31 protein-coding genes are annotated in these 23,613 nt (G+C 66.1%); all 31 read right to left on the bottom strand.

The window, feature by feature from the left end:
- Positions 1-10: 10 nt before the first annotated feature.
- The 31 genes from Y590_RS24360 to Y590_RS24510 all read right to left on the bottom strand — a co-directional run bounded on the left by Y590_RS24360 (position 11) and on the right by Y590_RS24510 (position 23,577).
- The gene (locus Y590_RS24360; RefSeq protein WP_060772472.1) at positions 11-649 is read right to left on the bottom strand and encodes a tail assembly protein; all 639 of its coding nucleotides are present in this window, start codon (positions 647-649) and stop codon (positions 11-13) included.
- The gene (locus tag Y590_RS24365; protein ID WP_060772473.1) at positions 642-1,466 is read right to left on the bottom strand and encodes a C40 family peptidase; all 825 of its coding nucleotides are present in this window, start codon (positions 1,464-1,466) and stop codon (positions 642-644) included. The genes Y590_RS24360 and Y590_RS24365 overlap by 8 nt, the downstream gene beginning before the upstream one ends.
- On the bottom strand, positions 1,466-2,170 hold the full coding sequence (locus Y590_RS24370; RefSeq protein ID WP_060772474.1) for a phage minor tail protein L: 705 nt from the start codon (positions 2,168-2,170) through the stop codon (positions 1,466-1,468). The genes Y590_RS24365 and Y590_RS24370 overlap by 1 nt, the downstream gene beginning before the upstream one ends.
- 54 nt (positions 2,171-2,224) lie before the next feature.
- The gene (locus Y590_RS24375) at positions 2,225-2,563 is read right to left on the bottom strand and encodes a phage tail protein (protein ID WP_060772475.1); all 339 of its coding nucleotides are present in this window, start codon (positions 2,561-2,563) and stop codon (positions 2,225-2,227) included.
- Positions 2,564-2,571: 8 nt separating this feature from the next.
- The gene (locus Y590_RS24380) at positions 2,572-7,428 is read right to left on the bottom strand and encodes a tape measure protein (protein ID WP_060772476.1); all 4,857 of its coding nucleotides are present in this window, start codon (positions 7,426-7,428) and stop codon (positions 2,572-2,574) included.
- 10 nt (positions 7,429-7,438) lie between these two features.
- Complete coding sequence (locus Y590_RS24385; protein WP_060772477.1) at positions 7,439-7,684, bottom strand: hypothetical protein; 246 nt, start codon at positions 7,682-7,684, stop codon at positions 7,439-7,441.
- Positions 7,685-7,752: 68 nt separating this feature from the next.
- Positions 7,753-8,115, bottom strand: coding sequence for a hypothetical protein (locus Y590_RS24390; protein ID WP_060772478.1), 363 nt, complete (start codon positions 8,113-8,115; stop codon positions 7,753-7,755).
- An 86-nt stretch (positions 8,116-8,201) separates the two neighbouring features.
- Entirely contained in the window at positions 8,202-8,720 is a 519-nt protein-coding gene (locus Y590_RS24395) for a hypothetical protein (protein WP_060772479.1), read from the bottom strand.
- An 84-nt stretch (positions 8,721-8,804) separates the two neighbouring features.
- Positions 8,805-9,206 (bottom strand): phage tail terminator protein, encoded by a 402-nt coding sequence (locus tag Y590_RS24400; protein WP_060772480.1) that lies wholly within the window; start codon positions 9,204-9,206, stop codon positions 8,805-8,807.
- A complete protein-coding gene (locus tag Y590_RS24405) occupies positions 9,203-9,646 on the bottom strand; it encodes an HK97 gp10 family phage protein (protein ID WP_060772481.1) in 444 nt (147 codons plus the stop codon). Before Y590_RS24405 ends, Y590_RS24400 begins: the two co-directional genes overlap by 4 nt.
- Positions 9,639-9,995: a hypothetical protein gene (locus tag Y590_RS24410; protein ID WP_060772482.1), complete on the bottom strand. Its 357-nt coding sequence runs from the start codon at positions 9,993-9,995 to the stop codon at positions 9,639-9,641. Before Y590_RS24410 ends, Y590_RS24405 begins: the two co-directional genes overlap by 8 nt.
- Complete coding sequence (locus tag Y590_RS24415; RefSeq protein ID WP_060772483.1) at positions 9,992-10,771, bottom strand: hypothetical protein; 780 nt, start codon at positions 10,769-10,771, stop codon at positions 9,992-9,994. Before Y590_RS24415 ends, Y590_RS24410 begins: the two co-directional genes overlap by 4 nt.
- Positions 10,768-11,568 carry a hypothetical protein gene (locus Y590_RS24420; protein ID WP_060772484.1) on the bottom strand — a complete coding sequence of 267 codons (801 nt, stop codon included), beginning with the start codon at positions 11,566-11,568 and terminating at the stop codon, positions 10,768-10,770. The genes Y590_RS24415 and Y590_RS24420 overlap by 4 nt, the downstream gene beginning before the upstream one ends.
- Positions 11,568-12,221 carry a hypothetical protein gene (locus Y590_RS24425; RefSeq protein ID WP_060772485.1) on the bottom strand — a complete coding sequence of 218 codons (654 nt, stop codon included), beginning with the start codon at positions 12,219-12,221 and terminating at the stop codon, positions 11,568-11,570. Before Y590_RS24425 ends, Y590_RS24420 begins: the two co-directional genes overlap by 1 nt.
- 2 nt (positions 12,222-12,223) lie before the next feature.
- Positions 12,224-12,484, bottom strand: a complete 261-nt coding sequence (locus Y590_RS24430) for a glutaredoxin domain-containing protein (protein ID WP_060772486.1) — start codon at positions 12,482-12,484, stop codon at positions 12,224-12,226.
- Between the two features lie 90 nt (positions 12,485-12,574).
- Positions 12,575-13,477, bottom strand: a complete 903-nt coding sequence (locus Y590_RS24435) for a major capsid protein (RefSeq protein WP_060772487.1) — start codon at positions 13,475-13,477, stop codon at positions 12,575-12,577.
- Between the two features lie 123 nt (positions 13,478-13,600).
- Positions 13,601-14,461 carry a DUF6651 domain-containing protein gene (locus tag Y590_RS24440; RefSeq protein WP_060772488.1) on the bottom strand — a complete coding sequence of 287 codons (861 nt, stop codon included), beginning with the start codon at positions 14,459-14,461 and terminating at the stop codon, positions 13,601-13,603.
- 81 nt (positions 14,462-14,542) lie between these two features.
- Entirely contained in the window at positions 14,543-16,141 is a 1,599-nt protein-coding gene (locus tag Y590_RS24445) for a hypothetical protein (RefSeq protein WP_144440072.1), read from the bottom strand.
- A 12-nt stretch (positions 16,142-16,153) separates the two neighbouring features.
- Positions 16,154-16,423 carry a hypothetical protein gene (locus tag Y590_RS24450; protein ID WP_060772489.1) on the bottom strand — a complete coding sequence of 90 codons (270 nt, stop codon included), beginning with the start codon at positions 16,421-16,423 and terminating at the stop codon, positions 16,154-16,156.
- Between the two features lie 59 nt (positions 16,424-16,482).
- A complete protein-coding gene (locus Y590_RS24455) occupies positions 16,483-17,748 on the bottom strand; it encodes a phage terminase large subunit (protein WP_060772490.1) in 1,266 nt (421 codons plus the stop codon).
- Complete coding sequence (locus Y590_RS24460) at positions 17,735-18,445, bottom strand: hypothetical protein (protein ID WP_060772491.1); 711 nt, start codon at positions 18,443-18,445, stop codon at positions 17,735-17,737. The genes Y590_RS24455 and Y590_RS24460 overlap by 14 nt, the downstream gene beginning before the upstream one ends.
- Positions 18,446-18,528: 83 nt before the next feature.
- Positions 18,529-18,822, bottom strand: coding sequence for a hypothetical protein (locus Y590_RS24465; RefSeq protein WP_060772492.1), 294 nt, complete (start codon positions 18,820-18,822; stop codon positions 18,529-18,531).
- Complete coding sequence (locus tag Y590_RS24470) at positions 18,819-19,688, bottom strand: hypothetical protein (protein WP_060772493.1); 870 nt, start codon at positions 19,686-19,688, stop codon at positions 18,819-18,821. Before Y590_RS24470 ends, Y590_RS24465 begins: the two co-directional genes overlap by 4 nt.
- Positions 19,689-19,927: 239 nt before the next feature.
- Positions 19,928-20,215 (bottom strand): hypothetical protein, encoded by a 288-nt coding sequence (locus tag Y590_RS24475; RefSeq protein ID WP_060772494.1) that lies wholly within the window; start codon positions 20,213-20,215, stop codon positions 19,928-19,930.
- Positions 20,212-20,676: a DUF2829 domain-containing protein gene (locus tag Y590_RS24480; RefSeq protein WP_060772495.1), complete on the bottom strand. Its 465-nt coding sequence runs from the start codon at positions 20,674-20,676 to the stop codon at positions 20,212-20,214. The genes Y590_RS24475 and Y590_RS24480 overlap by 4 nt, the downstream gene beginning before the upstream one ends.
- Complete coding sequence (locus tag Y590_RS24485) at positions 20,673-21,314, bottom strand: ATP-binding cassette domain-containing protein (protein ID WP_060772496.1); 642 nt, start codon at positions 21,312-21,314, stop codon at positions 20,673-20,675. Before Y590_RS24485 ends, Y590_RS24480 begins: the two co-directional genes overlap by 4 nt.
- Positions 21,311-21,763 (bottom strand): hypothetical protein, encoded by a 453-nt coding sequence (locus Y590_RS24490; protein ID WP_060772497.1) that lies wholly within the window; start codon positions 21,761-21,763, stop codon positions 21,311-21,313. Before Y590_RS24490 ends, Y590_RS24485 begins: the two co-directional genes overlap by 4 nt.
- Positions 21,756-22,010, bottom strand: a complete 255-nt coding sequence (locus Y590_RS24495; RefSeq protein WP_060772498.1) for a hypothetical protein — start codon at positions 22,008-22,010, stop codon at positions 21,756-21,758. The genes Y590_RS24490 and Y590_RS24495 overlap by 8 nt, the downstream gene beginning before the upstream one ends.
- Positions 22,010-22,684, bottom strand: a complete 675-nt coding sequence (locus Y590_RS24500; RefSeq protein ID WP_060772499.1) for a ParB N-terminal domain-containing protein — start codon at positions 22,682-22,684, stop codon at positions 22,010-22,012. Before Y590_RS24500 ends, Y590_RS24495 begins: the two co-directional genes overlap by 1 nt.
- Positions 22,668-22,886, bottom strand: coding sequence for a hypothetical protein (locus tag Y590_RS24505; RefSeq protein ID WP_060772500.1), 219 nt, complete (start codon positions 22,884-22,886; stop codon positions 22,668-22,670). Before Y590_RS24505 ends, Y590_RS24500 begins: the two co-directional genes overlap by 17 nt.
- Positions 22,879-23,577, bottom strand: coding sequence for a ParB/RepB/Spo0J family partition protein (locus tag Y590_RS24510; protein WP_060772501.1), 699 nt, complete (start codon positions 23,575-23,577; stop codon positions 22,879-22,881). Before Y590_RS24510 ends, Y590_RS24505 begins: the two co-directional genes overlap by 8 nt.
- Between the last annotated feature and the right edge of the window lie 36 nt (positions 23,578-23,613).

Below are 23,613 nucleotides of genomic sequence, written 5' to 3' on the forward strand. Positions count from 1 at the left end.
CGCGCTCTCCTCAGCCTTCCTGAACCGTGCCGGAGCGGACAGCCCCGATCGGGATGTCCTCGACGTCGATGCCGAAGGAGATCGGCAGCGAGCCGGTCATCACGCGGCCGTAGATCAGTGGGACCGGGTTGCCCTGCTCGGTGTTGTTGCCGGGACCCGAGAAGGAGAAGCTCTCCTCCTTCTTGGTCTCGTCCTTCGACTGCTCCTTCTTGGCGAGCATCTGCGAGACACCGGTGAGCGCCATCGAGACGCCCAGCATCGCAACGGTGCCCCACATCGAGCCCGCCGTAAGACCGGCAAGCGGAGCAGCCAGAGTGCCGCCCGAGGCAAAGATCGCCACACCAATGAGTGCGACTCCGAGAATGGTCTTCAGGATGCCGCCCGACTTCTTCGAGCCGGCCGTCACGGGGACGATGTGCAGATCGCCTGAGCCCAGGCGGAACTCGTTGATGTGCTCCTCGACGAGACGCATGCCGGTCGAGCGCTTGCCGCGGATGACCTCGTAGGAGCCCTCGGACAGAGCTTCGAGGAAGCGCTGCGGGAAGTTGGCCGCGAGCGCGCGCACGGCTTCGCCGGCCGTGGCGACGTTGAGATTGAAGGGGCCGCCGAACAGCTTCTTGAGCCGGCCGTGGAGAACGATCTTACGCATGGTTAGTCACCGATGACTTATCTTCCAGGGCGGCAAGACGCCGGTCGTTTGCTTCGTGGCGCAGCCAGGTGTGGACGGCTCGCGCCCAGATCCCGATCGGCTCGCGGCGTGACGCGCGCGTCGGCAGGTGATGCAGGATCAGGTGGCCTTCGAGCAGGACCCCGCAGTGGTTCGGGGTAGGGCTCTGGATGTTCACGAGGAAGGCATCGCCCGGCCGGGCTTCGTTGGCCGGGATGATGCGGAAGCCGTTGGCCCGGTAGTGGTCGAGCAGCATGTTCTGCGCGGCGAGCTCGCCCTCCTTGGCCCACCAGCCGTCACGCCGGGGCCAGTCAGGGAAGCTCACAGGGTCGAGCGGCCAGCCCGAGACACCCTGAGCAGCAAGCGCGTCCCGACCCAGCCGGTAGACGTCCCTGCCCAGGCAAAAGCAGTCCGCGACCCCGTGAACGAACGAGCGCCCAATCACCGGGGCGGGTTCGCCCTCGCTATCCCAGATGATCGGCGGGGCGATGTCCTTGTCGTCGAGGGCAACGATGACCCACGGCACAGCCGTCTGCTGCTGACCCTGCATATCCTGCGCGCTCGGGTAGAGCGGGCCGTTCGGGTGGCTGTGGACGACGGCCTGAACCTCCCTCCCCTCCTCCGCGAGCCTGGCCCAGATCTCGCCCGCGATGACGAAATCCGTCTCGGGGTCGAGCGCGTAGTTGAAGCAGGGCAGGTAGGCACCGTCGACCACGAGGCCGCAGGCTTCCTTGGGGAATTCGCGACGCGCATGCGCCTCGGCGGCCTGACGGGCGGCGACGGGGAGTTCGTAGCGCATCACTGCCTCACGCGGGCCATGCCGGGAAAGCCCCAGAAGGGGAGCGGATTTTCCTTGCCGAACCGGAGCTCGCAGTCGGACAGGCGCCGGCCGCAGGCGTCCTTGTCCGGGCTCGTGGGTTCACCCTTGCGGTTGAAGCAGGCCTCGCCCGTGTAGGGACAGGTCGCCTTCGAGTAGTCGAAGGTGCCGTCCCGATTGCGCCGGTAGCGGGCAACGCAGGTGTCGCGCAGCGCCTGCCGGCCAGGGATGAGTCGACCCTGCTGGTCGATCGAGGCCGAGAGCTTCCACTCGATGAAGATCGGGTTCTCGGAGACCTTCTGCTCGATCTCGAAAGTGTCGGGGCCGAAATAGGCGCCGGGGTCCGCGTCGGGCATGCCGTCGAGGAAGCGCGCGTAGGTGCGCACGCGCTGCATCTTGCAGCCGATCAGGTCGTCGCCATAGGTGTTCACGAGGCCCTGGATGACCTCGTTGGTGTTCGACAGCTTCACGGTCGGCGTGGGCAGCGCGCCCTGGCCGTTCAGCTCGTAGCCGGAGAAGTCGAGATCGACGGCCGTGTAGGTGACGCCGCCGAACTTGACAGCGCCGTCGGCATGCGCCGACTGCGTGAAGAAGTAGACCTGCCCGCCGATCGGAGTGCAATCGAGGCGGAACAGGAACACCTGATCGCCGGGCGACCGGCTCTGAACGGCGGAATGGATCGACATGAGGGCCCTGTGGGAAGGTCCTCATGATAAGTCAGTGGTGACTGACGTTCAACCTCAACCGAGGTTGAAGCTCTGGCGAAATACGCACTCGATCTTGTTGGGCGTGCCGCGCGTGCGGGTGATCTCCTTGCAGGTCCACTTGAGCTGCTCGGCCGTGTCCGAGAGCGTGTAATAGAAGTGGTCCGCACCCTTGTGCTTGCGGATGAACCCCTCGATCTGGTCGGCCTGCTCGACGTTGAGCCAGTCCCAGGACAGGCTCACGACGCGCCGGACGCTGTTCATGCCGTCGCCCATCGTCTGGGTGTAGCCGTCGCCGAAGTCGGCTTCGAGAAGCTTGAACTCCGGCTTGTCCTGGGACGTCGTGGGCGGAAGGGGCGGGTCGAAGGTTTCCATTTCTGTCCTTATCCGTTGAGCATGTTGCCGGGCCGGCGCTGAGCCATGATCTCGTCGACCACGATGGAGCGGATCGCACCCTCGGCCGCCTTTGCGGTCTGGGCTGCGAGGTCGGCGTTCTGCTGGGGCGTCCCGCCGTTCGCGTTGACCTGGATGGTCGGGGCGATGGTGACGATCTGCGAGCCCGAGGCCCCGCCCATCGCCTTCATCTGCTCCTTGGTGAACACGCCCTCGCCGCGCTGGGCGATGATCGGAACCTCGTCGGCACCGATGACGCCGCCCGTGTGGAAGCGGGGCGCGCCGGCGAACATGCCGGGCGAGACCATCCGGGACATCGAGAAGCCGGCGCCGACGATGCCGCCCGTGTGCATGGCGCCGAACATCTTCAGCCCGCCGCCCGCGGCACCGCCCGCCTTGGCTCCACCACCCTTGGCCGCTCCACCGCCCTTCAGGAGCGACTTCAGGCCACCGCCCTGCCCTCCTCCTCCTCCGAACATGCCGGACAGCGCCCACTTGAGCGCCATCTTGGTGATGTCCTTGGCGATCGACTGGAACAGCGAGGCGAAGTCGGCCTTGCCCGTCGTGACGAACTCGGCCAGGGCGTCGACGCCGCTGTCGAGCCAGCCCGTCATCGCCTTTTCCATGTTCTCGCCGAGCGAGGACCACTCCTTCATCTGCTTGCCGAGCGGGCTGCTCTGCGAGACCGACTGCCGGGCCAGGATCTGACGCTTGGCGAGCGCCTCCTCGGCCTGAGCACGCGCCTCGGTGCCCTCCTTGGTCTCGTTCACGAGCGCCTGAAGCCGCGCGATCTCCTCGTCGTGCATCGCCTGACGACGCTGGTCAGCCGTCATCAGCTCGCGCTCAAGGTCGCGGTTCTTCTTCTGCTCGGCGATCAGGCTCGTCTGGACCTCGATGTCCTTCGAGCGCGTGAAGGATTCGAGGTTCGAGGCGACCAGCTGGTCCTGCTGCGCCTTGCTCCAGTTGCTGTCGCCGCGCTTGATGAGCTCCTCGCCGGCCTTCTCGTCGCGCATCTGGTTGAAGCGCATCCGGTAGAGGCTCTCGGAGAGCTTGAGCGGGTTCTCGGCCTTGAGACGATCGGCGATGTCCTGCTGCTTGAAGTCGAGGTCGTCGCCGAGCGTCTTGTTGCGCTCGACAGCCGAGTTCAGCCGGGAGCGCAGGCGCCGGTTCTCGGCGAGCGTCTTCTCGGCCGCGTCGACCTTCATGGCCTCCTCGCGGATCTCCTTGTAGCGGTCGGCCATCGGGTTCGTCTGACCCTCGGCCTTGCCGAACACGCCGTCGCGGATCGCCTGGTCGATCTTGGAGAGCTTCGAGCCGGTGCCGGTCGCCTCCTCGTTGGTCTTCCGGAGCTCCAGACCGAGCTCCTTCACCTTGTCGGCAAGCGCGTTGTCGACCTTGAGGGCGTTCAGCTTCTGCTCCAGCTGGGTCAGACGCTCGACGGTCGCGCCCTGCTCGGCGTTGAGGCCGGTCGGGGTCGGCAGCCGGCTGTCATTGGCCTGCTGGGGCGCGTAGGTGCTCGACACACCCATCTTGTTGTTGGCCCAGTTCTTGAGCCAGCCGATGTCCTTGCCGCGCAGGAAGGCGTTCGCCGATACGGCGTCGGGCAGCACGGAGGAGACGCTCGCGCCGTCGTTGGCACGCAGCGCCTTGACCGCGCCCTGCGGCCCGAGGAAGTGGGCGAGATAGACCGTGGCGTCGTTGACCGTGACGCCGGCCTTCTTCAGGTAGGCCGCGTTCTCGCGGGCATACCAGACGATCGCCTCCTTCATCATGTCGGAGTTGGTGCGCAGCGCGAGCGCCTGCGCCTTCGTCATGTTCCGGAATTCGTCCGGGTGCATGTCGCGCAGGAAGTTCATCCAGGTGGTCTCGATGAACTGGCCGAGCCCGACGGCCGAAGACGTCGCCGCCTTCGCGTTCGGGTTTCCGCCGCTCTCCTGCTTGATGAGGCGCGAGAGGTAGCCGCTCGTGAGGCCGTCGCCCGAGGGCATGATGGTGCCACCGTTCGCCGAGCTCGACGTGGTGCCGCCGATGTTGACCTCGACGCCCGAGAGCGCGCCCACGCCGTCGCGCATGCGCTGGATCTGCTCGACGGCCTGCTTGAGGATGCCGACGAAGGTGTTGCCGCTGTTGATCGTCTCGGAGCCGAACAGCTGCTGCTGGACCGAGCGCGCGAGCGCGCCGGCCTGGTTCGTCGCGACCGTGAAGCCCTCATTGATCGAGACGAGCGAGCGCTCCAGCGGAGACGAGCCGGGGCCGACGCCGCTGTAGAAGCCCGAGTTGATCTTGGCCTTCCACTTGTCGACCTCGGACATGCCGCGGGTCTGCTCCTCGAAGATCTCCTGCCGGAGCTTCAGTTCGAGGGAGGCGGCATCGTTGTCGAACTTGGTCTTGCCTTCGAGCAGGTCGTCGAGGGCCTTCTTCTCCTCCTGGGCGGCGACGAGATCCTTGATGAGCTCCTGCACGCGACCGGAGTCGATCGGGCCATACTTGCCGGCAGCCAGGGCAGACTGAAGCTCGGCGACCTCCTTCGAGGCACCGGTCATCTCGGCGCGCACGCCCGCGATGGAATCCTTCAGGCCCTGGAGTGCGTTCTGGCCCTTCTTGTAGAGCTTGTCCTCGTCGAGGGGCTTGGAGAGCTGCGGGACCTCGATCTGCGACTTGGCGAGCTGCTCGCGCAGCTGCTTGGCCGTGTTGATGGCCTTCAGCTGACCGTCGAGCTCGCGCTCGGTCGCCTCACGCTGGAGACCGGACTGCCGGTCGAGCTGGGCCCGCAGGTCCTCGTAGCTGTCCTCGCGCTGGGCGATCTCCAGGTCGTAGATCGAAAGCTGGCGCTCGCGCTCGCGGCGCGCGTAGTCGGCCCGGATCTTCTCGGTCGACAGACCCTTCGCGGCCGCGTCGGCGAGGGCCTCGTCCTGGGCCTTCGCCATGTCGGTGCCCCAGATGTCGATCTGGCGACGCTGGCTCTGGATCATCTCGTCGAAGATCTTGAGCTTCTTGTCCGCCTCGCGCTGGGCGAGGTTGGTCGAGAACTCGGCGCCCGCAGCCTCGATCAGGCGCTGACCGTCAGCGAGCGTCTTGCGCTTGCCGGCGAGCTCCTCGTCGATCTCCTGGAGACGCTTGGCACGCGCGTTCGGGCCGATGCCGGCCGAGCCCGCATAGACGCCCTGGGTGCGCACGCTCTCGCGGCGCTTCTCCAGAGCGTCGATCTCCTTCTGCTGGTCCTGCAGGTCCTTGATGAACAGCTTGAGCGAGGCCTTGGCCGCGGCGCCGCCCAGCTCCTGAACCTCCTTCTTGGCGTCCTTCACCTTGGTGCCGAACAGGTCGAAGTAGGAGACGGCGAACGAGATGCCCGCGCCGACGGCGACCAGCACCGGGGCCAGCGCGGCGAGCGCGACCGCGGTGGCGAGAATCGCGGTGCGGGTCGCGGCGAGGCCGGCGCGCACGACGTTGAGCGCGTTGACGTAGGTGCCGAGGCTGTTGGCGCCCGTGACGAAGCCCGTGCCGAGCTGCACGATCGCGGCGTAGGTGTTGGTCAGCACCGTCCGGGCGGTCTGGAGCGGCGAGAACATGCCGTTCAGGATCACCTGGGCGAAGTTGGCCGCCGCACCCGCGGCCGAGCCGATGATGTTGACGCCACCGTTGAGCACGCCGATGAAGCCCGCCCACGCGGTCTGCATCAGCCCGACGTTGCCGACGAACCGGGTCTGGGCCGCGAGCGCGTTGTTGTAGACGCTCGGGATCGTGCCGATCGCGATCTGGTAGGCCGTCCACTGGGCGCGCGCGTTGCCCAGCGCCGTCATGACCGTGGTCAGGCCGCTCGTGACGACGGACAGCCCGAGGCCCGCGGCCAGCGTGTAGCCGACCGAGATGATCTCGTCCTTGAACTGGACGACCTTCTGGATCACCCGGTCGAAGACGCCGATCGCCGTGGTGAGGCCGGAGCCCAGCGCGTCCGCGAAATTGCCGGCCGACTTCGAGGTCAGGAAGTCGTTGAGCTCGACGGCCTTGTCCTTGACCGCCTGGAAGAAGCCGGTCTCGTTGCCGCCCACCCGGAGCTGCAGGTTCTGGAAGGAGTTGGCGATCGTGGCTGCGATACCGTTCCAGGACTGCATCTGAGCCTGGGCGGCGCCGCCGAAGGTGCGCTCCAGCTCGCCCTGGAGCAGGTTGATGCCGCGGCGCGCCTCGACGGTGCCGGTCGAGAGCTTCTGGACGAGCTCGCCGACGGTGACGCCCATGGAGCGGGCCATCAGCTCCGTGGCGCGCGGGACCGCCTCGCCGAGCTGCTGGCGCAGTTCTTCCATCTGGATGACGCCCTTGCCCGACATCTGCTGGATGGCGAGCGCGGCGCGCTTCATGACCTCTTCGGACCCTCCGAACGCCGCGACGGCGTTGACCAGGCCCTGCATCGAGCCCTTCATGGGATCGAGGCCGCCCGAGCGCAGCTTCACGAAGACGTCGGAGAGAGCCTGGAGCGAGTAGGGCGTCTGGCGCGCGAAGTCCCGGAGCTCCTGGACCTGCTGCTTGGCCTCCTTCAGCGGGTCGGCCGCCGAGGACATGCCCTTCATGAGGGTGGTGAGGCGCTCGAACTCGGCGTTGACCTTCACGATGTCGCCGGCCCAGCCGGTCGTCACGGTGCGGATGGCGCCAATCGCGGCGGATGCCATGCCCAGCGTGACGGTGACGTCGCGCAGGGTGCCGAGGAAGTTGGAGCTCGTGGACTGGAGCGCGTTGACCGACGTGATCGTCCGGCCGACGTTCTGCTGAAACTGCTGGACGCTCTCACCCGCGCGGATCATCCGCGTGGTGAACGAGCCATCGTCCAGTTCGATCTCTACGCGGATTGCCATCCCACTCGCCTCAGAAAGACATTGCCTTCAGTTCGGCGAGACCTGCGCGGTCGAGCTCCTCTTCGTGTGCTGCCTTACCGGAGCCCGTCATCTTCACGACGGTGCCCATCTGCTGCTGAAGCTTGTCGAAGGTCTTGCTGTAAGCTTCGGGGCTCTGTGCAGCTGCCATCACCTGCAACAGCCGAAGATCGCGTTCGGCTGAGAGACGATCAATGTTCTTGGAGTAGAGCCAGAAGGTCCGAAGCGGGAGCTTCAAGACCTTCTGGTGCTCCATGCCGTAGAAGGCGGATACGCGGGTGACGAGGAAGCCGAAGTCGATCGCTTCTACTCGGCCGCTGCCGGAGGGTTTGCGGGAGCTTCCTTCGCCACGGCGTTCTGCACCGCCTTGGTGCCGTCGTCGTTCTGGGCCGCGGCCATCAGCTTGTTCAGGTTGGCGAGCGGCATGGCGCGCAGCATCTTGTCGGTCATGGTCGGGAAGGCCCGAAGGATGACCTCGATCACGGTGTTGACCTCGGCTTCGAGGTCGCCGTCCTGGGCGCCGAGCTTCTGCAGGAGCTTGGTGTTGGCGACGAAGCTCTCGACGGTCACGGGGACCAGTTCGTGCTCCTTGCCGCCGAGCTTGACCACGAGCTTGCGCGGGAGATCCACGGCGTCGAGGTCGATGAAGGTGGTGTTGGTGTCGGCCATGTTGCCCTTCTGGCGTGCGAAAACTGACCGTAGCGGGTCTGCCACGGTCAGTCAGTAGTGACTTATCCTTCTGCCGAAGGCAAGGCTCAGCCGGAGACTTCGTTGTCGCCGACGACGAAGAGGGTCTTCGTGGTCGGGTCCGGGTAGCCCTTGAAGGTCGTGTTGTAGATCCGCTCGTCTTCGAGCTTGTAGGCGAACTGGAGCGCGCCCGAGGTCGCGGCCAGCGGGATCGTGAAGTCGTCGGAGCGGTCGTCCTCGGCGTTCGCCTGCGGGTGGAACCGGAGCTCCTTGGCGATCTTGAGGAGCGACGTGCCGACGGCGTTGGTCACGACGACCTTCTTGTCGGAGCCGGTGCCGACGAGCTTCGCGCCCGGCATGACCTTCACGAGGTTCTCCAGGGTCGTCTCGGCGAGCGGCACCTTGGCCGTCACGGTGCGACCCATGACCACTTCGTCGATCGGCGACTTGCCGAACTGGTCGACCTGGACCTCGTGGGTCTCGGTCTGCACTTCGACCTCGACGCCGCCCTTGGTGTAGCCGAGATCCTCGTCGCCGAAATACACCAGGCAGACGCCCAGCTTCACGTTCTTGGTGTCAGAAGCCATTTTCCCTACTCCTTGGTCTGGGCGTCAATCAGCCCTGACTGACCACATCAGACATGCGATGTCAGTCAGTGATGACTGACAATTCTAAAGCAGCACATAGGAGGCGTCCAGATTGATAGACCACTCCTTTCCATTTCCGTCCGAGCGCCGGTAGGTAATCGGCAGGGTCTGGGGCAGCAGATGGTTGATCCGCATCACCAGCCGCCCCTCGCTGTCCTTGAACTCGCGCTTGTAGAGCGTGAGCGCCTTGGAGAGCCGGCCGGCGAGCGGCCAGCCCGTCTCGTCCTTCTGGGCCCGGACGATCGCCTGGAGCGCCCGGCCGCGGTAGTAGCCCGGCAGCTCGTGGCAGATCTTGATGCCTTCGAGCGGCGTGCGCAGCAGGATGCCGACCTTGGTGTTGGCCGGCATCTCGTGCTCGAACAGGTCCTTGCCGACGGTGCCCAGCCCTTCCGCGGCCAGGTAGTCGGTGATGCAGTCGATCCTCATCCCTTGCTCCCAATCACGACGGCCTGAATGACGGCCTTCTCCAGCTTGGCCTTCTGATCCTCGACGGCGCGCGTCAGGTAGTGGCTCCCGATCTGCCGGCCGGGGTTGGCGTCGCGCTTGGCCGCGGTGCCGGGGCCGGGCCGGGCATCGTCGTAGTTCTCGTGGACTTCCATGGCGTATTCATCGACGTCCACGCCGTTGACCTGCCCGCCCGCGACGATCGAGATCGAGAGCCGGCGCCGCAGACCCGTGTAGTTGACCTCCTTGCGGATCGACTCCTCCAGATTGTGCTTGTCGACCGGGGCGTTCAGCTTGGCCTCGCGCACGATGGTGTCGGCGCCGCGGTGCATGGTCTTGCGGGCGTTCTCCGGCACCTTCTCGGCGACGTTGCGCAGCATCGCCATCACGCCCTCGAAGCCCGAGGTCTTGAGCTTAAACATCTTCGCCCTCCCACAGGACGAGCAGGGCCTCGTAGTGGTCGAGGCTGCCGAACACGTCGAGGCGCGGCTCCAGGCTCTCGACGCGCAGCGTCTGGCCCATGATGACGAAGCGGTCGCCCAGCCGCGGTGCGGTGTCGACCTCGAACAGGATCTTGGCGCTCGCCGTGTTCTCCTCGGCCGCGCCGCGGGACGCGGAGCCGTCGGTGCGCACGGACGTGATCGCCACGTTGCGCAGCAGGTGGATGACGCCGACGCGCGCGGGCGCCGGCGCGCCGTAGATCGGCTCACCGGTGCGATTGTGGCCGGTCAGGCGCGAGAGCATGCCTTCCGCGGTGCCGGTGAACCTCATGGGACGCTCCGATGGATGCCCGGCACGACGAGGATCGCCTCGGCGTTCGGGTGGAAGATGTCGTTGCGGACCTCGCCGTAGGCGGGCAGCGACGAATTCGAGGACAGGGCGAGCTCCATCCCGTGGACGCCGGCCTTGCCGTGAGCGTGCGCGACCTCGGCCGTCTCGATCCCGTGCTCGGCCAGCATGCAGAGCGTGACCTCGTTGAAGGCCGAGAGCAGCGACTGGCGCCAGGTCGAGCGCACGAACAGGCGCGAGGGCCACTTGCCGTTGCGCCGGTCCCGGAAATGGAAGGCCGGGGTCTCGTTCGAGCCGATCCGGTGCTGAATGAGCGCGGCCCGCTCGCTGATGCCCTGGGCGGCCGCGGCGATCTTCACCTGCAGGGCCGTCTGCCGCAGCGACTGCTGAAGCTGGGCGATGTCGCGCTCAATCTGAATCGTGATCTCGCGCACGAGATAGCCCTGCGTCGCGCTCAGGGTCTCGCTGGCGTGCGCCGGCAGATCGTCAGCATCATCGACGCCCAGATCGCGCGACGCTGCCCTAAGAGCTTCGTGCGCGATCGTGGCGATCTTCTCGGCGACGATGCCCGTCTCGGTGTCGAGGAAGGCACGGGCGAGGTTGTAGGCCTCCTCCCCTGCCCGCTCGATCATCCGCGGCGTGCCGAAGTCGAGGGCGCCGAGCGCGTCGGCGTAGATCAGGGACCAGGCGTCCACCAGGCCCTGGTAGCGGGCACCCGCGGCGTCGGCCGCGGGCGTCATCAGGTCGGTCGTAATCATGCGCGGGTCGTGACCATCCGGAGCTCGACGTAGCCGTTGAGCTGGTCAAGGGTCTCGCGGGCGATGCCGAGATCGAGCGGCGCGCCCGAGCGGAACATCGCCGAGCTCTCGCCGACGGTGCGCGACAGCAGGCCCTGGCGCCGGAAGTCGCTGGGCTGGCCGGGCATCAGGATCGCGTTGGCCTCGACCACCTGCGCGCGCCGCAGCGCCTTCTTGAACCGGTCCGGGAACTCGGCCCAGCGCTCCTCCGTCATCACGGGGAACTCGCGCGGGGTGACGCGCCAGGAGCAGCCGACGATGCGGTCGCGCCAGCCCTCCTCCTCGGCGTCCTCGCGCACGAAGTAGCCGAGCCGCGTCAGCCGCTGGTAGGCTTCGAGCAGCGCGGACTGCTTGGTCTCCTTGGTCGCGCGGGCGAAGGCGTCGAGCTTCACCATCTGGGCGGCCGTCAGCTCGGCGCCGGCTAGGCTCTGGAAGGAGTTCTTGAGCGGCTGGAGCTGGAGCGCCGCGCGCACCAGCCAGGTCTCGTCCTTACGCACGGTGCCGCGGGCCGTGTCGAACTCGATCTCCAGGGTCCGGGCGGCCATGGCGAGCCCGGCCGGGAGCGTGTTGGCCGCGGCCGGGATCTCGATTGCGATCTCGTTCTCGGGGATCTCGCTCACGAACACGGGATCGAGGACCACGCGGCCCTCGTCGTCGACGACCGTGTAGGTGATCCCGGTCGGCGAGATCTTCTCGCCGCTGCCGTTCTCCAGCGGCACGAGCACGATGTAGGCCTCGCCGGCCGGGATGTTGCGCATTACTCCGGCGCCTTCTCGTTCTCGTCGGACTGCTCGGTGCCCTTGGCAGCGTCGGCCTCGGGCTGCTCGGTCGGGGTCTCGTCGGCATCGCCCTCGGCGACGACATCGGGCTCCTCGGGAGCGGGCGTCTCGGGCTCGCGCGTGGTCTCGGAGCTGGCAGCCAGCGCGTCGGCCTGGGCCTTGAGCTTGGATTCGGCCTTCAGGATCTCCTTGACCAGCTCGTTGATCGAGCGGCCCTTGACCTTCAGCACGTCGCCGATCTCGCGCAGCCCGCCGATGCCCTTCTTCTCGGCGATCGCTTCGAGCTCCTCCTTGGAGTGGAACGTGAGCGCGAGCGGGTCGAGCTTGGGCTCCTTGGCCTTCTTGGCGTCGGCCTTGGCCTCGGCCTTCACGTCCTCGTCGCTGGCGCGCGCGAGCGGGGTCAGGACCGGGGCCGGGACGATGGCCGCGCCGTCCATGTTGTCCTGCAGGCCGGGCTTGCCGAGGCTGTTGCCGTCCTCGTCGACCTCCTCGACCGCGATCGTCGCCGCGATCACGACGAGCTGGCGCTTGGACACCAGGTCGACGGACACGCCGTCCGCGAACTCGACCATACCGAAATCGCCGTTGAAGCCTTCCCAGCCGGGCTGGGTGATCTTGATCCGCTTCGCCATTGTCAGGCGCCTCCAATCATCTGCTGGAGCTCGCCGCGCTTGTCGGCCGTCGCGAGCTGGGTGAAGCCGCCGACATGGGTCTCGCCCACGAAGATCTGCGGCAGGGTGTCGAACTGGCCCATGCGGGCGATCAGCTCGTCGCGGGCGGCCGGGCTCTCGTTCACGTCGGAATAGGCGAAGGTGAGCTTGCGGGCTTCGGCGAGCTGGACGGCGCGAGAACACCAGATGCAGTTCTTGCGGCCGTAGATGCGGATGGTCTGCATCGTGGTCCTCTGTCAGGGGGTTGATACGAAGAAGGGCGGGGATCTCTCCCCGCCCCTCTTTGGTAAGTCAGTGGTGACTGACCGTCCAGATTAAACGTTGGTGATACCCTTGAGACGGGCGACCGAGTGCGTGGCGCGCAGGACGGTGCCGGCATACCACTTCAGACGCCAGCGCTGGGCGTCCTTGCCTTCGAGCTTGCCGATCTCCTCGACACGCAGGCCGGCAGAGGCGCCGCCGTAGATGCCGTGGAAGCCGTCGGCCTCGTTGAGGCGCAGAGCGTAGATCGAGCAGGTGTTCTCGGCCGTGCCCTGGGTCTCGTCGGCGTTCATGTAGTCGTTGATGATGACCGGCGTGCCATCGAACGCCGGAATCGGGCGGCCGAAGTTCGGGATCATGATCGTGGTGGCGTCGTTGCCGCCCATGGCGCGAAGCAGCTGCTTGATGGCGCGCCAGGTGCCCTTGCGCATCATCAGGACGTCGCAGCCGTTCTTCACCGCGTCGCGGAGCTCGTCGAGCATGGTGAAGGTGACGGCCGAGCCGTTGAGGCCGGCGACGAGGGTCTGCTTGGCCGGCACGAGCTTCTTGATGCCGTCGAACTCCTTGCGGTTCACCGCGGAGTCGCCGTTCACCAGGGTGCGACGGAACTGACGGCCGAGGGCCTTCGCCTTGGCGGCCAGCTGGATCGCCAGCTGCGGGTTGGTCTCGCTCTGGGTCTCCAGGATGAAGTTGTCCAGATCGACGTGGCCCGCGAGGATGCGGAGCTTGGCCTGGACCTCATCGAAGGTCGCGGCGCCCTCGGGGATATCCTCGTAGGGGTCGAGGAACGCGCCCTCGGAGAGCTCCTTCTCGCGCACGTAGTCGTAGGCCTTGCCGTTCACGAACATGAACGGAACCAGGGCGAACATCTCGTCCTGGTCGATGATCTCTTCGATGACGCCGCGCTCCAGGTAGTCCTGGGACAGCTTTTCCGCCTCTTCACGAAGCAGGGGCATTTCACGTTCTCCTTACTTGATCCGAGGCTCGTCGGGATCAGTCAGTGGTGACTGACAAATTCTAACCCGACGAGCCAAGCCACTCCAAGCGGAAAAAGTCAGTAGTGACTTATTTTTCCGCGCTTAAGCGGACTTCTTTCCGTTCCGGGCCGCGAGAATGGCCGCGATACGGGCAGAGCCCTTCAGTTCACCATCGCCGATCTTGTCGGAGACCTTGGTGTTGTCGGTGGTATTGGACCGTCCGCCCGGAGCCAGCTTGCCCTTGAGCAGGCGCTCCTTGTCCGGATGGGCCTCGACCAGCTTCGCGATCGCCGTCTCGAACGGGACCGCCTTGCCCTGGGCGTCGACCAGCTGCGTGCGCTCGGAAGCGCCCTTGGGCTTGTCGTAGGCCACGGGCACGCCGTTGACCGTCTCGAAGTGGGCGCCGAACTCACGACGGGCGACCGAGGGCGGCAGCACGAGGTTGTCGGCGATGAACTTCGAGTTCAGGAACGAGGCGCCGACCGTCAGCTCCTCGATCGTCGCCAGCGCGGCAGCCAGCGCGGTGTCCTTCTGGCCGAGGAGGTCGTCCTTGGCCTTCAGGTCCTTCGTGTGCTGCTCGCCCATGGCCGCCTTCACCCGGTCGAAGTCGCCGCGCTGCTCGGCGAGCGCGAGCTCGTCCGCCTTGCGCTTGTCCTCGGCAGCGGCCGCATCCGTCACGAGCTTGCGCACCGCTTCGGGATCGAGCCCTTCCCAGGCCTTCAGCTGGCCTGTGAGCGTCTCGATCTGGGTCTTCTGCTTCATGTTCTCCTTGAGCAGCTTGGCGTCAGCATCGCTGGTGCCGGGCTTGGGCTCGGGAGCGGGCGGGTCCTGGGGCTTCGGCTCCGGCTTGGGCTCGGGAGCGCCGCCCTCGTTGGGCTTGTCGAAGACGGGCCGGGAGTGGCCGAAGGGATGGGTGAAGATCGAGTGCAGCGGGAAGCTGCGGGCGGTCTTGGTCACGTTCATGGTTCGCTCTCCTCTCGGCACAGTCTCTCGGCCGGTCGGGTTGAAGGGGCGCCGCAGTCTCTCGGGCGCCGATGGTGCGGCTTACGCCGCGGTCTTCTTCTGGTCCTTGTCCGTCACCTGACCCTGCTGGTTGGCCTTCCCAGCGTTCTTGGGCGGTGACTTCGAGGAGCCGGAAGCGTTGGACCCGCCTGGGGCGGGGAAACCGGTCGGAGGCGAGGTCGCCTCGAACATCTGCTTGGCGCGCTCGACGGGATCGACCGGCCAGGACTTCAGCTCGGCGAGCATCTTGGCCTTGATCTCCTCGGCGACGCCGGGGAACAGCTTGTCCACGATCTGCTTCATCTGCTCGGAGCGGATGGTCTTGGGCGCCTCGATCAGGCCGAGGTTCTGCGCGACCGTGAATTCATCGAACAGCGAGCGAACATCGAAGGTCTCGGGATACTTGACCACGCGCTCCTTGAGCGGCGTAGCCTTGTGCCAGAGCAGCACGAGTTCGTTCAGCTGGTGCTCGACCTGCTCCAGGCTCTGGGCCTTGGTCGTCAGGAGCGAGTTCAGCTTGTCGAAGTCGTAGGCCTTGGCGACGCCCGAGGAGTTGTCGATGCCGACGGCGTTGTCCTGCTTGGTCCGCTCGCCCGAGGCGCCGGCCGTGTTGTAGATCTCGGCGACGATCTTGTTGATCGCCGTGATGATGAGCTGGGCCTGGCGCGGGTCCGGGGACAGGTATTCGGGCGCGGCGCCGCCCTCCCCGTCGTAGAGGAAGATGCGCTTCGTCCCCATGTCCACGAGGGCGTTGTGGGCCTCGGTGCCGGGCAGGACGTTCTGGGCCGGCATGGCGAGCTGCGAGAACGCCTGATCCTGGATGATGGCATCCAGGTTCGACAGGTAGTTCGCGCTCGCCCGGTCCAGGTAGGCGATGTCGTCGATGAGGCCGGACGCCGAGTAGAGGTTCTCGCCGAGGATGTGGTCGGCGAAGAAGCACGGGACCCGGCCGATCGCGACGGGGCCCTGGTCGAGCAGGTCGACGCGCTGGGAGCCGCGCACGTCCTTGATCTCGAACAGCATCCACTCGTTGCGCGTCCAGAGCCGGTAGCGCACCTTGACCTTACCCGAGGCGTAGATCGGGTCCTTGTCGTCCCGGTAGGTCTCCTGCACGAAGACCCACAGCAGCTCGCCATCGTCGTCATGGAAGCCCATGTCGAGGATGTTCTGGGGACGGACGAAGTAGGTGTAGACGCGCGCGCCCTGCTCCTTCTCGTCGGCCTGACTCACCGCGTCGTCGGTCTTGGTGGAATCGACGAACACCAGCACGCGGCCGAGGATCGAGGTCGCGGTCGAGATGATGCGGATATACTGGTCGATCGTCAGCCCGGAGCGGGTGCAGTTCGCCCAGAAGTCCTTGAGCTCCTTCGGCGCGTCGTCCTTGCGGATGATGCTGCCCTTGAAGAGATACTTCTGGACGAGCTCCACGATCTCGCGCGTGTGGTTGAACCGATACGCGCGTTCGAGGCGATCCTTGTATTCCTTGTCGCCTTCCTTGATGTAGCGGAACACGTTGTCCTTGAACCACTCGCGGCCACCCTCGTAGGTGGCCTGGAGGAAGTTCCAGTGCGGCAGCTTGCCCTCATAGTCAGGGTGACGCCGCTTGAGCATCTCCTGAAGGACCTTCTGGGCAATCGCCACGACGCCGGCTCCTTACGCCAGGGCCGTGAAGGCGACGCGCGCGCCGGCCTTGTTCGGGGCACGCACGAACAGGGTCAGGCTCGGGTAGTTCAGCGGCAGCGGGCCGGACGCGCCGCGCAGCTGGTGCGCGGGCGCATCGAGCCCGGGCTCGGCGTCGGAGAGGACGAACAGCACATCGGCCGCGACCGGCAGCGCAGGCGAGGGAATGGTCTGCAGGAGACCCTGCGCCGGCCCGAGATCGAGCCAGTTCTCCTCGGTGATGTCGGTCTGGGTCGTTGCCATGGGTCTGTTCGTCCTTCGGAAGAGCTAGATGATAAGTCAGTGCTGACTGATCCACAAGATCACAGCGAAACGCCGAGGATCTTGATCTGACGCACCGGGAATTCGAGATCGAGGCAGTAGCCCAGCGCGTCGGCCGGGTGCTCGACGCCCGCGCTCTTGTCCACGTCGCGCGAGCCCGGCTTGTAGATCGTCTGCTCGAAGGCGTTGATGACGTGCTTGCAGTTCCGGTCCACCTTGAGCCGGATCGTGCCGTCGGCCGCCTTGAGCATCCGATTGACCGAGTTCACGCGGTCGGCCACCTTCGGGTGCTTCTTGCGATACTTGAGATTCTTGAACTCGGCGTCGCGCAGGATGTCGAGGTCGCTCTCGCCGCGGCCGTGGCCGCGCTGGGCGCCGGCCGGGTCCGGGTAGAGAATGATCCGCTTCTTGTGCTTGAAGAACTTGCGGTCGAGCTCCTGCGCGACCTCTTCGGTCGAGGAACCGGGCAGGATGATCTCGCCCACGATCCAGACCTCGCCGTTGTCCTGCAGCTGCATGATGACCGACGACATCGGGTCGATGTTGAAGTCCTGCCCGATCCAGATCGGCAGCTGCGGGTTGAAGGCGTAGTCGCCGACGTGGATGTTGCGGTCGAACGCATGGTAGACGCGGCCGCTCATCGTCTCGAAGCTCGCCTCGAACTCCTGACGGAACGACTTGTCGTCCATGTTCTGGCGCGCGTTCTCGATCTCCTCCAGCGGGATGAACGGCGACGTGATGGTCGGGAACTGCCAGGACTTGTGCGTGTTGCGGCGCAGCTTGCCCTTCGCGTCGCGATACGTGTCGCCGCGCTGGCCCTTCATGTAGACGTCGTAGAGCCAGTTGTAGGCCTTGGGCGTCCCGATGATGATGGCGCTGCCGCGGGTCGAGGCGAGCGTCGGCATCAGGACCTTGAACCAGGTGTCCGGCTCGATGTCCTGGGCCTCGTCGACCACGACCAGGTGCAGCGCGACGCCGCGCAGGCTGTCCGGCTTGTCCGCGCCCTTGCACTCGATCAGCGAGCCGTTGCGCAGCCGGATCGCCATCCGGGTCTCGTTGATCCGCTTGACCCACTTGGCCGGGATCGAATCCTTTAGCTCGTCCCACAGGATCGAGCGCGCCATCCCGTAGGTGGGCGCGACATACCAGACCTTCTGCTTGGACTTGGCCGCGGCAGCGGTGACGATCGAGATCCGCGCGAACTGGGTCTTGCCCCAGCGCCGGCCGGCAACGACCACCTTGACCCGGCGCGGATCGTTGAAGACCGTCGCCTGGCCGTGGTGGAGCTTATACTCAAGCGTCGCCATCGTCGCCTTCCTCGACGACGATCGCCTCGTCTTCGTCGACCACGATCGCGGCGTCCTCGTCCTCCACGAGGTCGCCGTCGTCCTCCTCCTGCTTCTCGCGCAGGGCCTTGATCTGCTCGTCGGTCAGGTTGCGGATCGAGAGCTCCGGCAGCTCGTTCTCGTCGACCTCATCGTGCGCGTTCAGGAGGTCGAAGATCTCCAGGCGGCCCATCCGGACGATCTTCATCGCCCGCTCGATCGTCTTCAGGTTGCCGTCCTCGGTCGAGAAGGCGCGCCCGTGGCGCTGCGCATCCGCGAGCCGGCCCATGGCCGCGCGCACGAGGTTGTTGGCGTAGCCGGTGTGTTCCTTCCGGACCTTCTCGATCAGGTGCTTGCGCTCGGCAGAGAGCTGCTCGGCCGTCTTGGCTGCGGGCACGGGTGCTGCGGCCGTCGCGGTCGTCTTGGCAGCCGCGGCCGTCGCCGTGGCGAGCTCATGGGCGCGCGAGCCCTTCTTCACGCCGTAGCGGAGGAAGCGCTTGCGCAGCGAGGCCGGCTTCACGCCGTAGCGGCTGCAGATCTCGTTGACCTCTGCGGTGCCGAGTTCCCACAGCTCCTTGATCTGAGCCCACTCAGCCGGGGTCAGTCGCTTCTCGCCGGAAGCTTCGATGTCCTTTTCCAGGCCCTCGTCGAGCTCCGGAGCCTCTGTCTCATTAGTCACTGCTGACTGACCTTTCCAAGCGCGCGTCCGGAGCCGCGTCCCTGTAATAGTAGTATATATAGTTACTTAGTATCTAGTCTTTATCAGGAGCGCGGACTTGGATCTTCCAAGACAGGCTCTCCGGCTGTGGGCCGGATCAGCTGATAAGCCAGAAGCGTCGGAGCGAGAGATAGCCTGCGTCCGGCTCCATACTTCCGGACGAGGAGCCCGTGCTGCTCCAGATACCGGATGGAATACTGGAGCGCCTGCGGGGTCGCCTCGTAGGAGAGATCGGCGTGCAGATCGACGAAGCTGAGGTCCCGGCCCGCATCTGCGGAGCCGAGCACCAGATCCATGATCTCACGCTGCTTTGCTGTGGCTGCGAAGCGCTTGCTCATGTCAGCACCAGGGGTTCGGTCGGCTTCTGCCGGTCGAATGCGGACAGAGGAAGGCTCTCGGGCAGGACCCGACCCTTGTCCGGGTTCTTCCAGACGCCATACATCGGCGAGGCCAACGTGATCTGTTGCAGGCTCCGGATCACGCGCCGCGCGTCCATCTCGTCGACCCGGCCCTGGCCCTTGTCGCGGTTGTTGCCGGTCTTCTCCAGCGCCGAGTGCCGGTAGTAGAAGTCGCGGGCGGCCTGGACGAGCTTCTCCTGCTCGGCCGGCGACTTGCCCGCGATCTCAGCCAGGATGGCCTCGTAGTCGGCCGGGTTCGCCTCGAAATGGCTGCGGAAGAACTTGAGCCCGGCCTCGAACTTGTTGGCGTTCATCGGCTTGACGAACTTGAACCCGGCCTTCTGCCCGAACAGGTTGAACTTCGACATGGACGACTGGATCTCCATGAAGGTGTTCCCCTCCATGCGCGAGACCAGGTTCATCATCCGGTAGCCGCAGCCGATCCCGCGATACATCGTGTCCACGACGAAGCGCGCGATCACCCGGAAGTTGGCGTTCAGGTAGACGTAGCGGTTGGTGTTGGTGAGCTTGGTCTCGTCTCCACCCGGCTTGAGGCGCGGGAAGGCGACGTGGCGCTCCTTGAGCAGCCCCTTGGGGTTCGAGGTCACGAGGACGCCGATCGTCTCGCCGTGGAGCGCCAGCTTCCAGAACCGGGGCCCGATCGGCAGGCTCTCGGCCTTGTAGTGCAGGTCGTGCAGCAGCTCCCAGTCGTCCTTGGTGCCCCGCTCGACGACCATCTCGTCGATCAGCGAAAATCGCGCAGGGGCGCTTTCACGCGCGATCAGCGTGTCGGGGCCGTCAAACACGACGGTCGCGCTGTGCGACGAACCTCGCGCAACGCTGGGGCATCCAATTTCGAGCGACATCTCAGATCGGGGCGTAGAAGAAAGCTCGAACGAGCAGGGCGGCCCCGCCCAGGCATCCAACGATGCGGGCGAGGTCAATGAAGGTGTCGAGGCTCACGGCTGCGGGCCGAGCGCGACGAGCACGACGAGGGAGAAAGCTCCGGCGAGGAGCACGCCCCAGAAGGCTTCCCGGATCGTCCTCACAGCGTCTCTCCGGCACTCGGATTGGTCCAGCGGGTGACGACCGGGCAGGAAACGCCTTCCCGGATGCCGGCCGAGATCGCGCGCCAGGCCATCGCCGGGATGTCCTCGCGGCGCAGGTCTTCGAGGATGACGGCGCCGTAGGTCTCCGCGGAGACGGCCGCGCGCTCCGAAGCGACCAGGCAGAGGCAATCCACCGTGGTTTCGCGCACCCGGTAGCCCATCAGCGGGGCCGAGGAGCGCCAGCCGGAGCGCCGGACGATGAGGATGGTGACGTTCTCGCTCACGACACGATCTCCCAGTCCTGGGCCAGCAGATCGGACTGCGAGCACAGCCACGGCACCCGGTTCTTACAGGCCGTGAACATGAACACGTAGGGAAGGCTCATCTTCGAGTGAGCGTCCGGCACCTGAAGCTCCAGATACATACCCTTGCCGTTCCAGCCGGCGCGGGCCACGCGCTTGCCGGCCTGCATCGCCTCGACGACCTCGCCGATCCGCAGACCCGTGGTCCGGGGCGCCTCGGCAGCCGGCGTGGTCAGGATCTTGGCCGCGGTGATGTTGAGGCGATCGGGCGCGCCGCCGAAGGTGATGTTGCCGATCACCAGATCGCCGTTCGTCTTGGCCTGGATGTCGACCTGCGAGCGCGGCTGTGAGGTCACGACGAGGCCCTCGGGCTCCCGGCTCGTGATGGTCACATCGTGATCGCCGATGACGATCTTGGTGTGAATGTCGGATTCGGTGCTCATACTGCTGCCTTCTCGACTTCCACCTTCTCGCGGAAGCGCTTGGTGATGGTGAGGGAGGGACCGAGCTCGTCCTTGAGGTCGGTGTGGGTGGTCGCGACCATCAGCGTCCGGCCGGCAGCGCGGGCCGCCTTCTGGACGTTGAAGGCGATGACCTTCGCGGTGACGCGATCGAGGACGGCGCCGAACTCGTCGGCGACCCACACATCGGCGTTCGAGCCGATGATCTTGGCGAGCTTCACCCGGTAGCGCTGACCGTCGGAGAGCTCGAACGGGCGCCGGATGAAGATCCAGGCGTCCGAAATGCCGGCCAGACCCAGCAGCCGCAGCCCCTCGGTCATGGAGCCACCCACCTGCTCGATGACGGGCTCGTCCGTGAGCTCGACCTCGTTGAGATCGGCCACGACCTTGCCGTCGGCGCGCAGCTTGCCCGTCAGGTCGCGCAGGAGCAGCGACTTGCCGGACCCGGACTGGCCGGTGATGTAGACGACATCGCCCTGGTTCAGCTCGACCAGCAGGTCGTCGTAGACGACGAAGCGCTTGTCGGAGAGGCCCAGACCGAAGGCCTCGGCGACTTCGAGCACGCGCGGCGTGCGCTCGACCGACGACGAGAAGGCGCGCGAGATCCGGTAGGTGCTCATGCGCCGAGCTCCGGATCGTCATCGCCGTCGTCGAGGATGATGACCTCATCGTCGGTCGGCTCGCCATATTCGGCCAGCTCCACGAGGTCGCCGCGCATCAGCTCCATCGCGCCGATCCAGCGCAGCGCCTCCTGCTCAACCCGCTTGCCGGCCGGCGTGCGCAGCGCGAGATCGAAGAAGCCCTCGCGCTCGCCCTTGCACGAGACGATCACCAGCGCGCCCTCGACCTCGCCGGCCTTGAGCCGGGCCAGGATGCGCTCGACCATCTCGACGGCCTCCTGATCGACCTTGGGCCGACGGACGCGCTTCTTCTTCTCGACCTTCTCCGGCACCCAGGCCGAGCGGGTCTTGATCGAGATGATCTTCGGCTCCGCGGCGCGCGCCTCCTCGGCCGCCTTCCGCTTGGCGTCGATCTCCTTGATGAGCGGGTTGTTCTCGAAATCAGGCATGGGAAGTCACCACTGACTGACAGGTGCGGACAAGCCGATCCTGGCTCGGCAGGCGCTTGATCGACCCGAGATAGAGAGCGTTGGCGAGGTAGCCCCGGCGCGCGCGGTCGCGGGCCGTGAAGTTCCAGGCGAGCCCGTCGCGGGTGCGCCAGAAGGCGTGGTAGCGCCCGAAGCGGTTGCGCTGGAAGCGCATCCGGGTCCCGCCGCAGACGAGCGCGACGAGGATGCAGTTGGCCGGGAAGCGCATCAGGCAGCGACCCCGAAGGCGTCGAGGAAGCCCATGAGGGCGTCCGCGCCGGTCTCGCCGGTCTCACCCTCGATCTTGGCGATGAAGGCCTTCACGCGCCGGCCCTGCTCGACCGTGAGCTTGCCGAAGCCGAGCGCATCCGCGACCCGCATGGTCGACGTGTCGACGGCCGCGGCCTTCTTGGTGTTCTCGACCTGCTGCTCCTCGACGGCCTCGGAGATGTCCTCGACGAAGGCGCTCTCGTCGAACTCGGCCGGGTCCTCGGTGAGGAAGCTGAGCTCCTTGGCCTCGTAGCCGAGCAGGTTGACGTCCACGTCGTCCTCGCCGGCGAGCCAGGTCAGGCTCTCGCGGATCTGGGCGGTGTCGTAGTCCTGGGTGGACGCCTTGTTGTCGGCCAGGCGCATCGCCTCGGCCTGGGCGTCGGAGAGACCCTTCACCACGACGGCCGGGACGGACTTGAGGCCCATCTCGATCGCAGCCAGGCGCCGGCCGTGGCCCGCGATGATCTCGCCGTTCTCGCGCAGGATCAGCGGCTGGGTCCAGACGCCCGCGCCGCGGATGACGCCGACGAGCTTCTTCGTCGTCTCCGGCGTGTGCTTCTTGGCGTTCTTCGCGTAGGGCTTGAGCTTGCCGATCGGCCAGTGCTCGATGGGCAGGTCAGTCAGCGTCGTCATCGGCCCAGTCCTTGATGATGTCGTAGAGGTCGCGCTCGGTGGGCTCGTTGTCCCGGATGCGAGGCTCGAAGTTCTCCCCGCAGCCGCAGGTGCGGCAGGCGGGATTGCGGTTCACCCGCCCGGTCGAGAAGAAGAGGCAGCTCCGGCAATCCTCGAACCGGGGCTCGATGCGCTCGTGAACCCGAATGCCGCGATCACGCATCGAGGGCGTCCGGGAAGTCGACGGTTGCGGGAGCGGTCTTGCCGAGCAGCAGGTGGACCAGCGCGTCGCCGGCATTCTGGAGCTCGGAGCCGGCCGTGAAGCCCTGGCGCTTCTGGGTCCGGGCGATCAGCTCGGCGAGCTTGTCGGCGTCGCCCTCGGGCACCTGGAAGCGCATGACCCGGTGGGTCTTCGGGGCGGCCGGGAGCTTGGGCTCCTCGGGATCGCTCGTGGCATCCGATTCGGACTCGCCAGCGTCGAGATCGAGCTTGTCGAGCGCTATATCGACCGACGAGAAGATCTGCGTAATGTCGTCGTTGCTCCAGGGGAGAATTTCCTGAAAGTCGAAGCCGTCACCAAAGCCCTTGAGCAGTTCCGCCAGCTCGATGGCGTCGTCACTGCCGTAGCGCTCGTTCAGGACCAGGCCGATCTGCTTGGCCTCGTCTTCGGAGATCGGTCCCAGGTTCAGCACCGGGATCAGCGGCACCTTGAGCTGAACGCAAATCTGAACGCGATGCTCGCCGCTCAGAATTTCGAGGTCCTTGCCGTTTTCGCGAACGACAATGGATTCGATCAGACCAAGCCGACGGATCGACGCCGTAAGCTTCGCCTCGTTCTCGGGTGAAACGTGGTTGGTGTTCCACGAGTTCGGCACCAGCCGGTCCGGTGGAAGCGAGAGGGCCTTGGGATACATGGGAGCCTGTGATAAGTCAGTGGTTACTTACCATAG

The organism is Methylobacterium sp. AMS5, from assembly GCF_001542815.1.
In the GTDB taxonomy this organism is placed as follows: Bacteria; Pseudomonadota; Alphaproteobacteria; order Rhizobiales; family Beijerinckiaceae; genus Methylobacterium.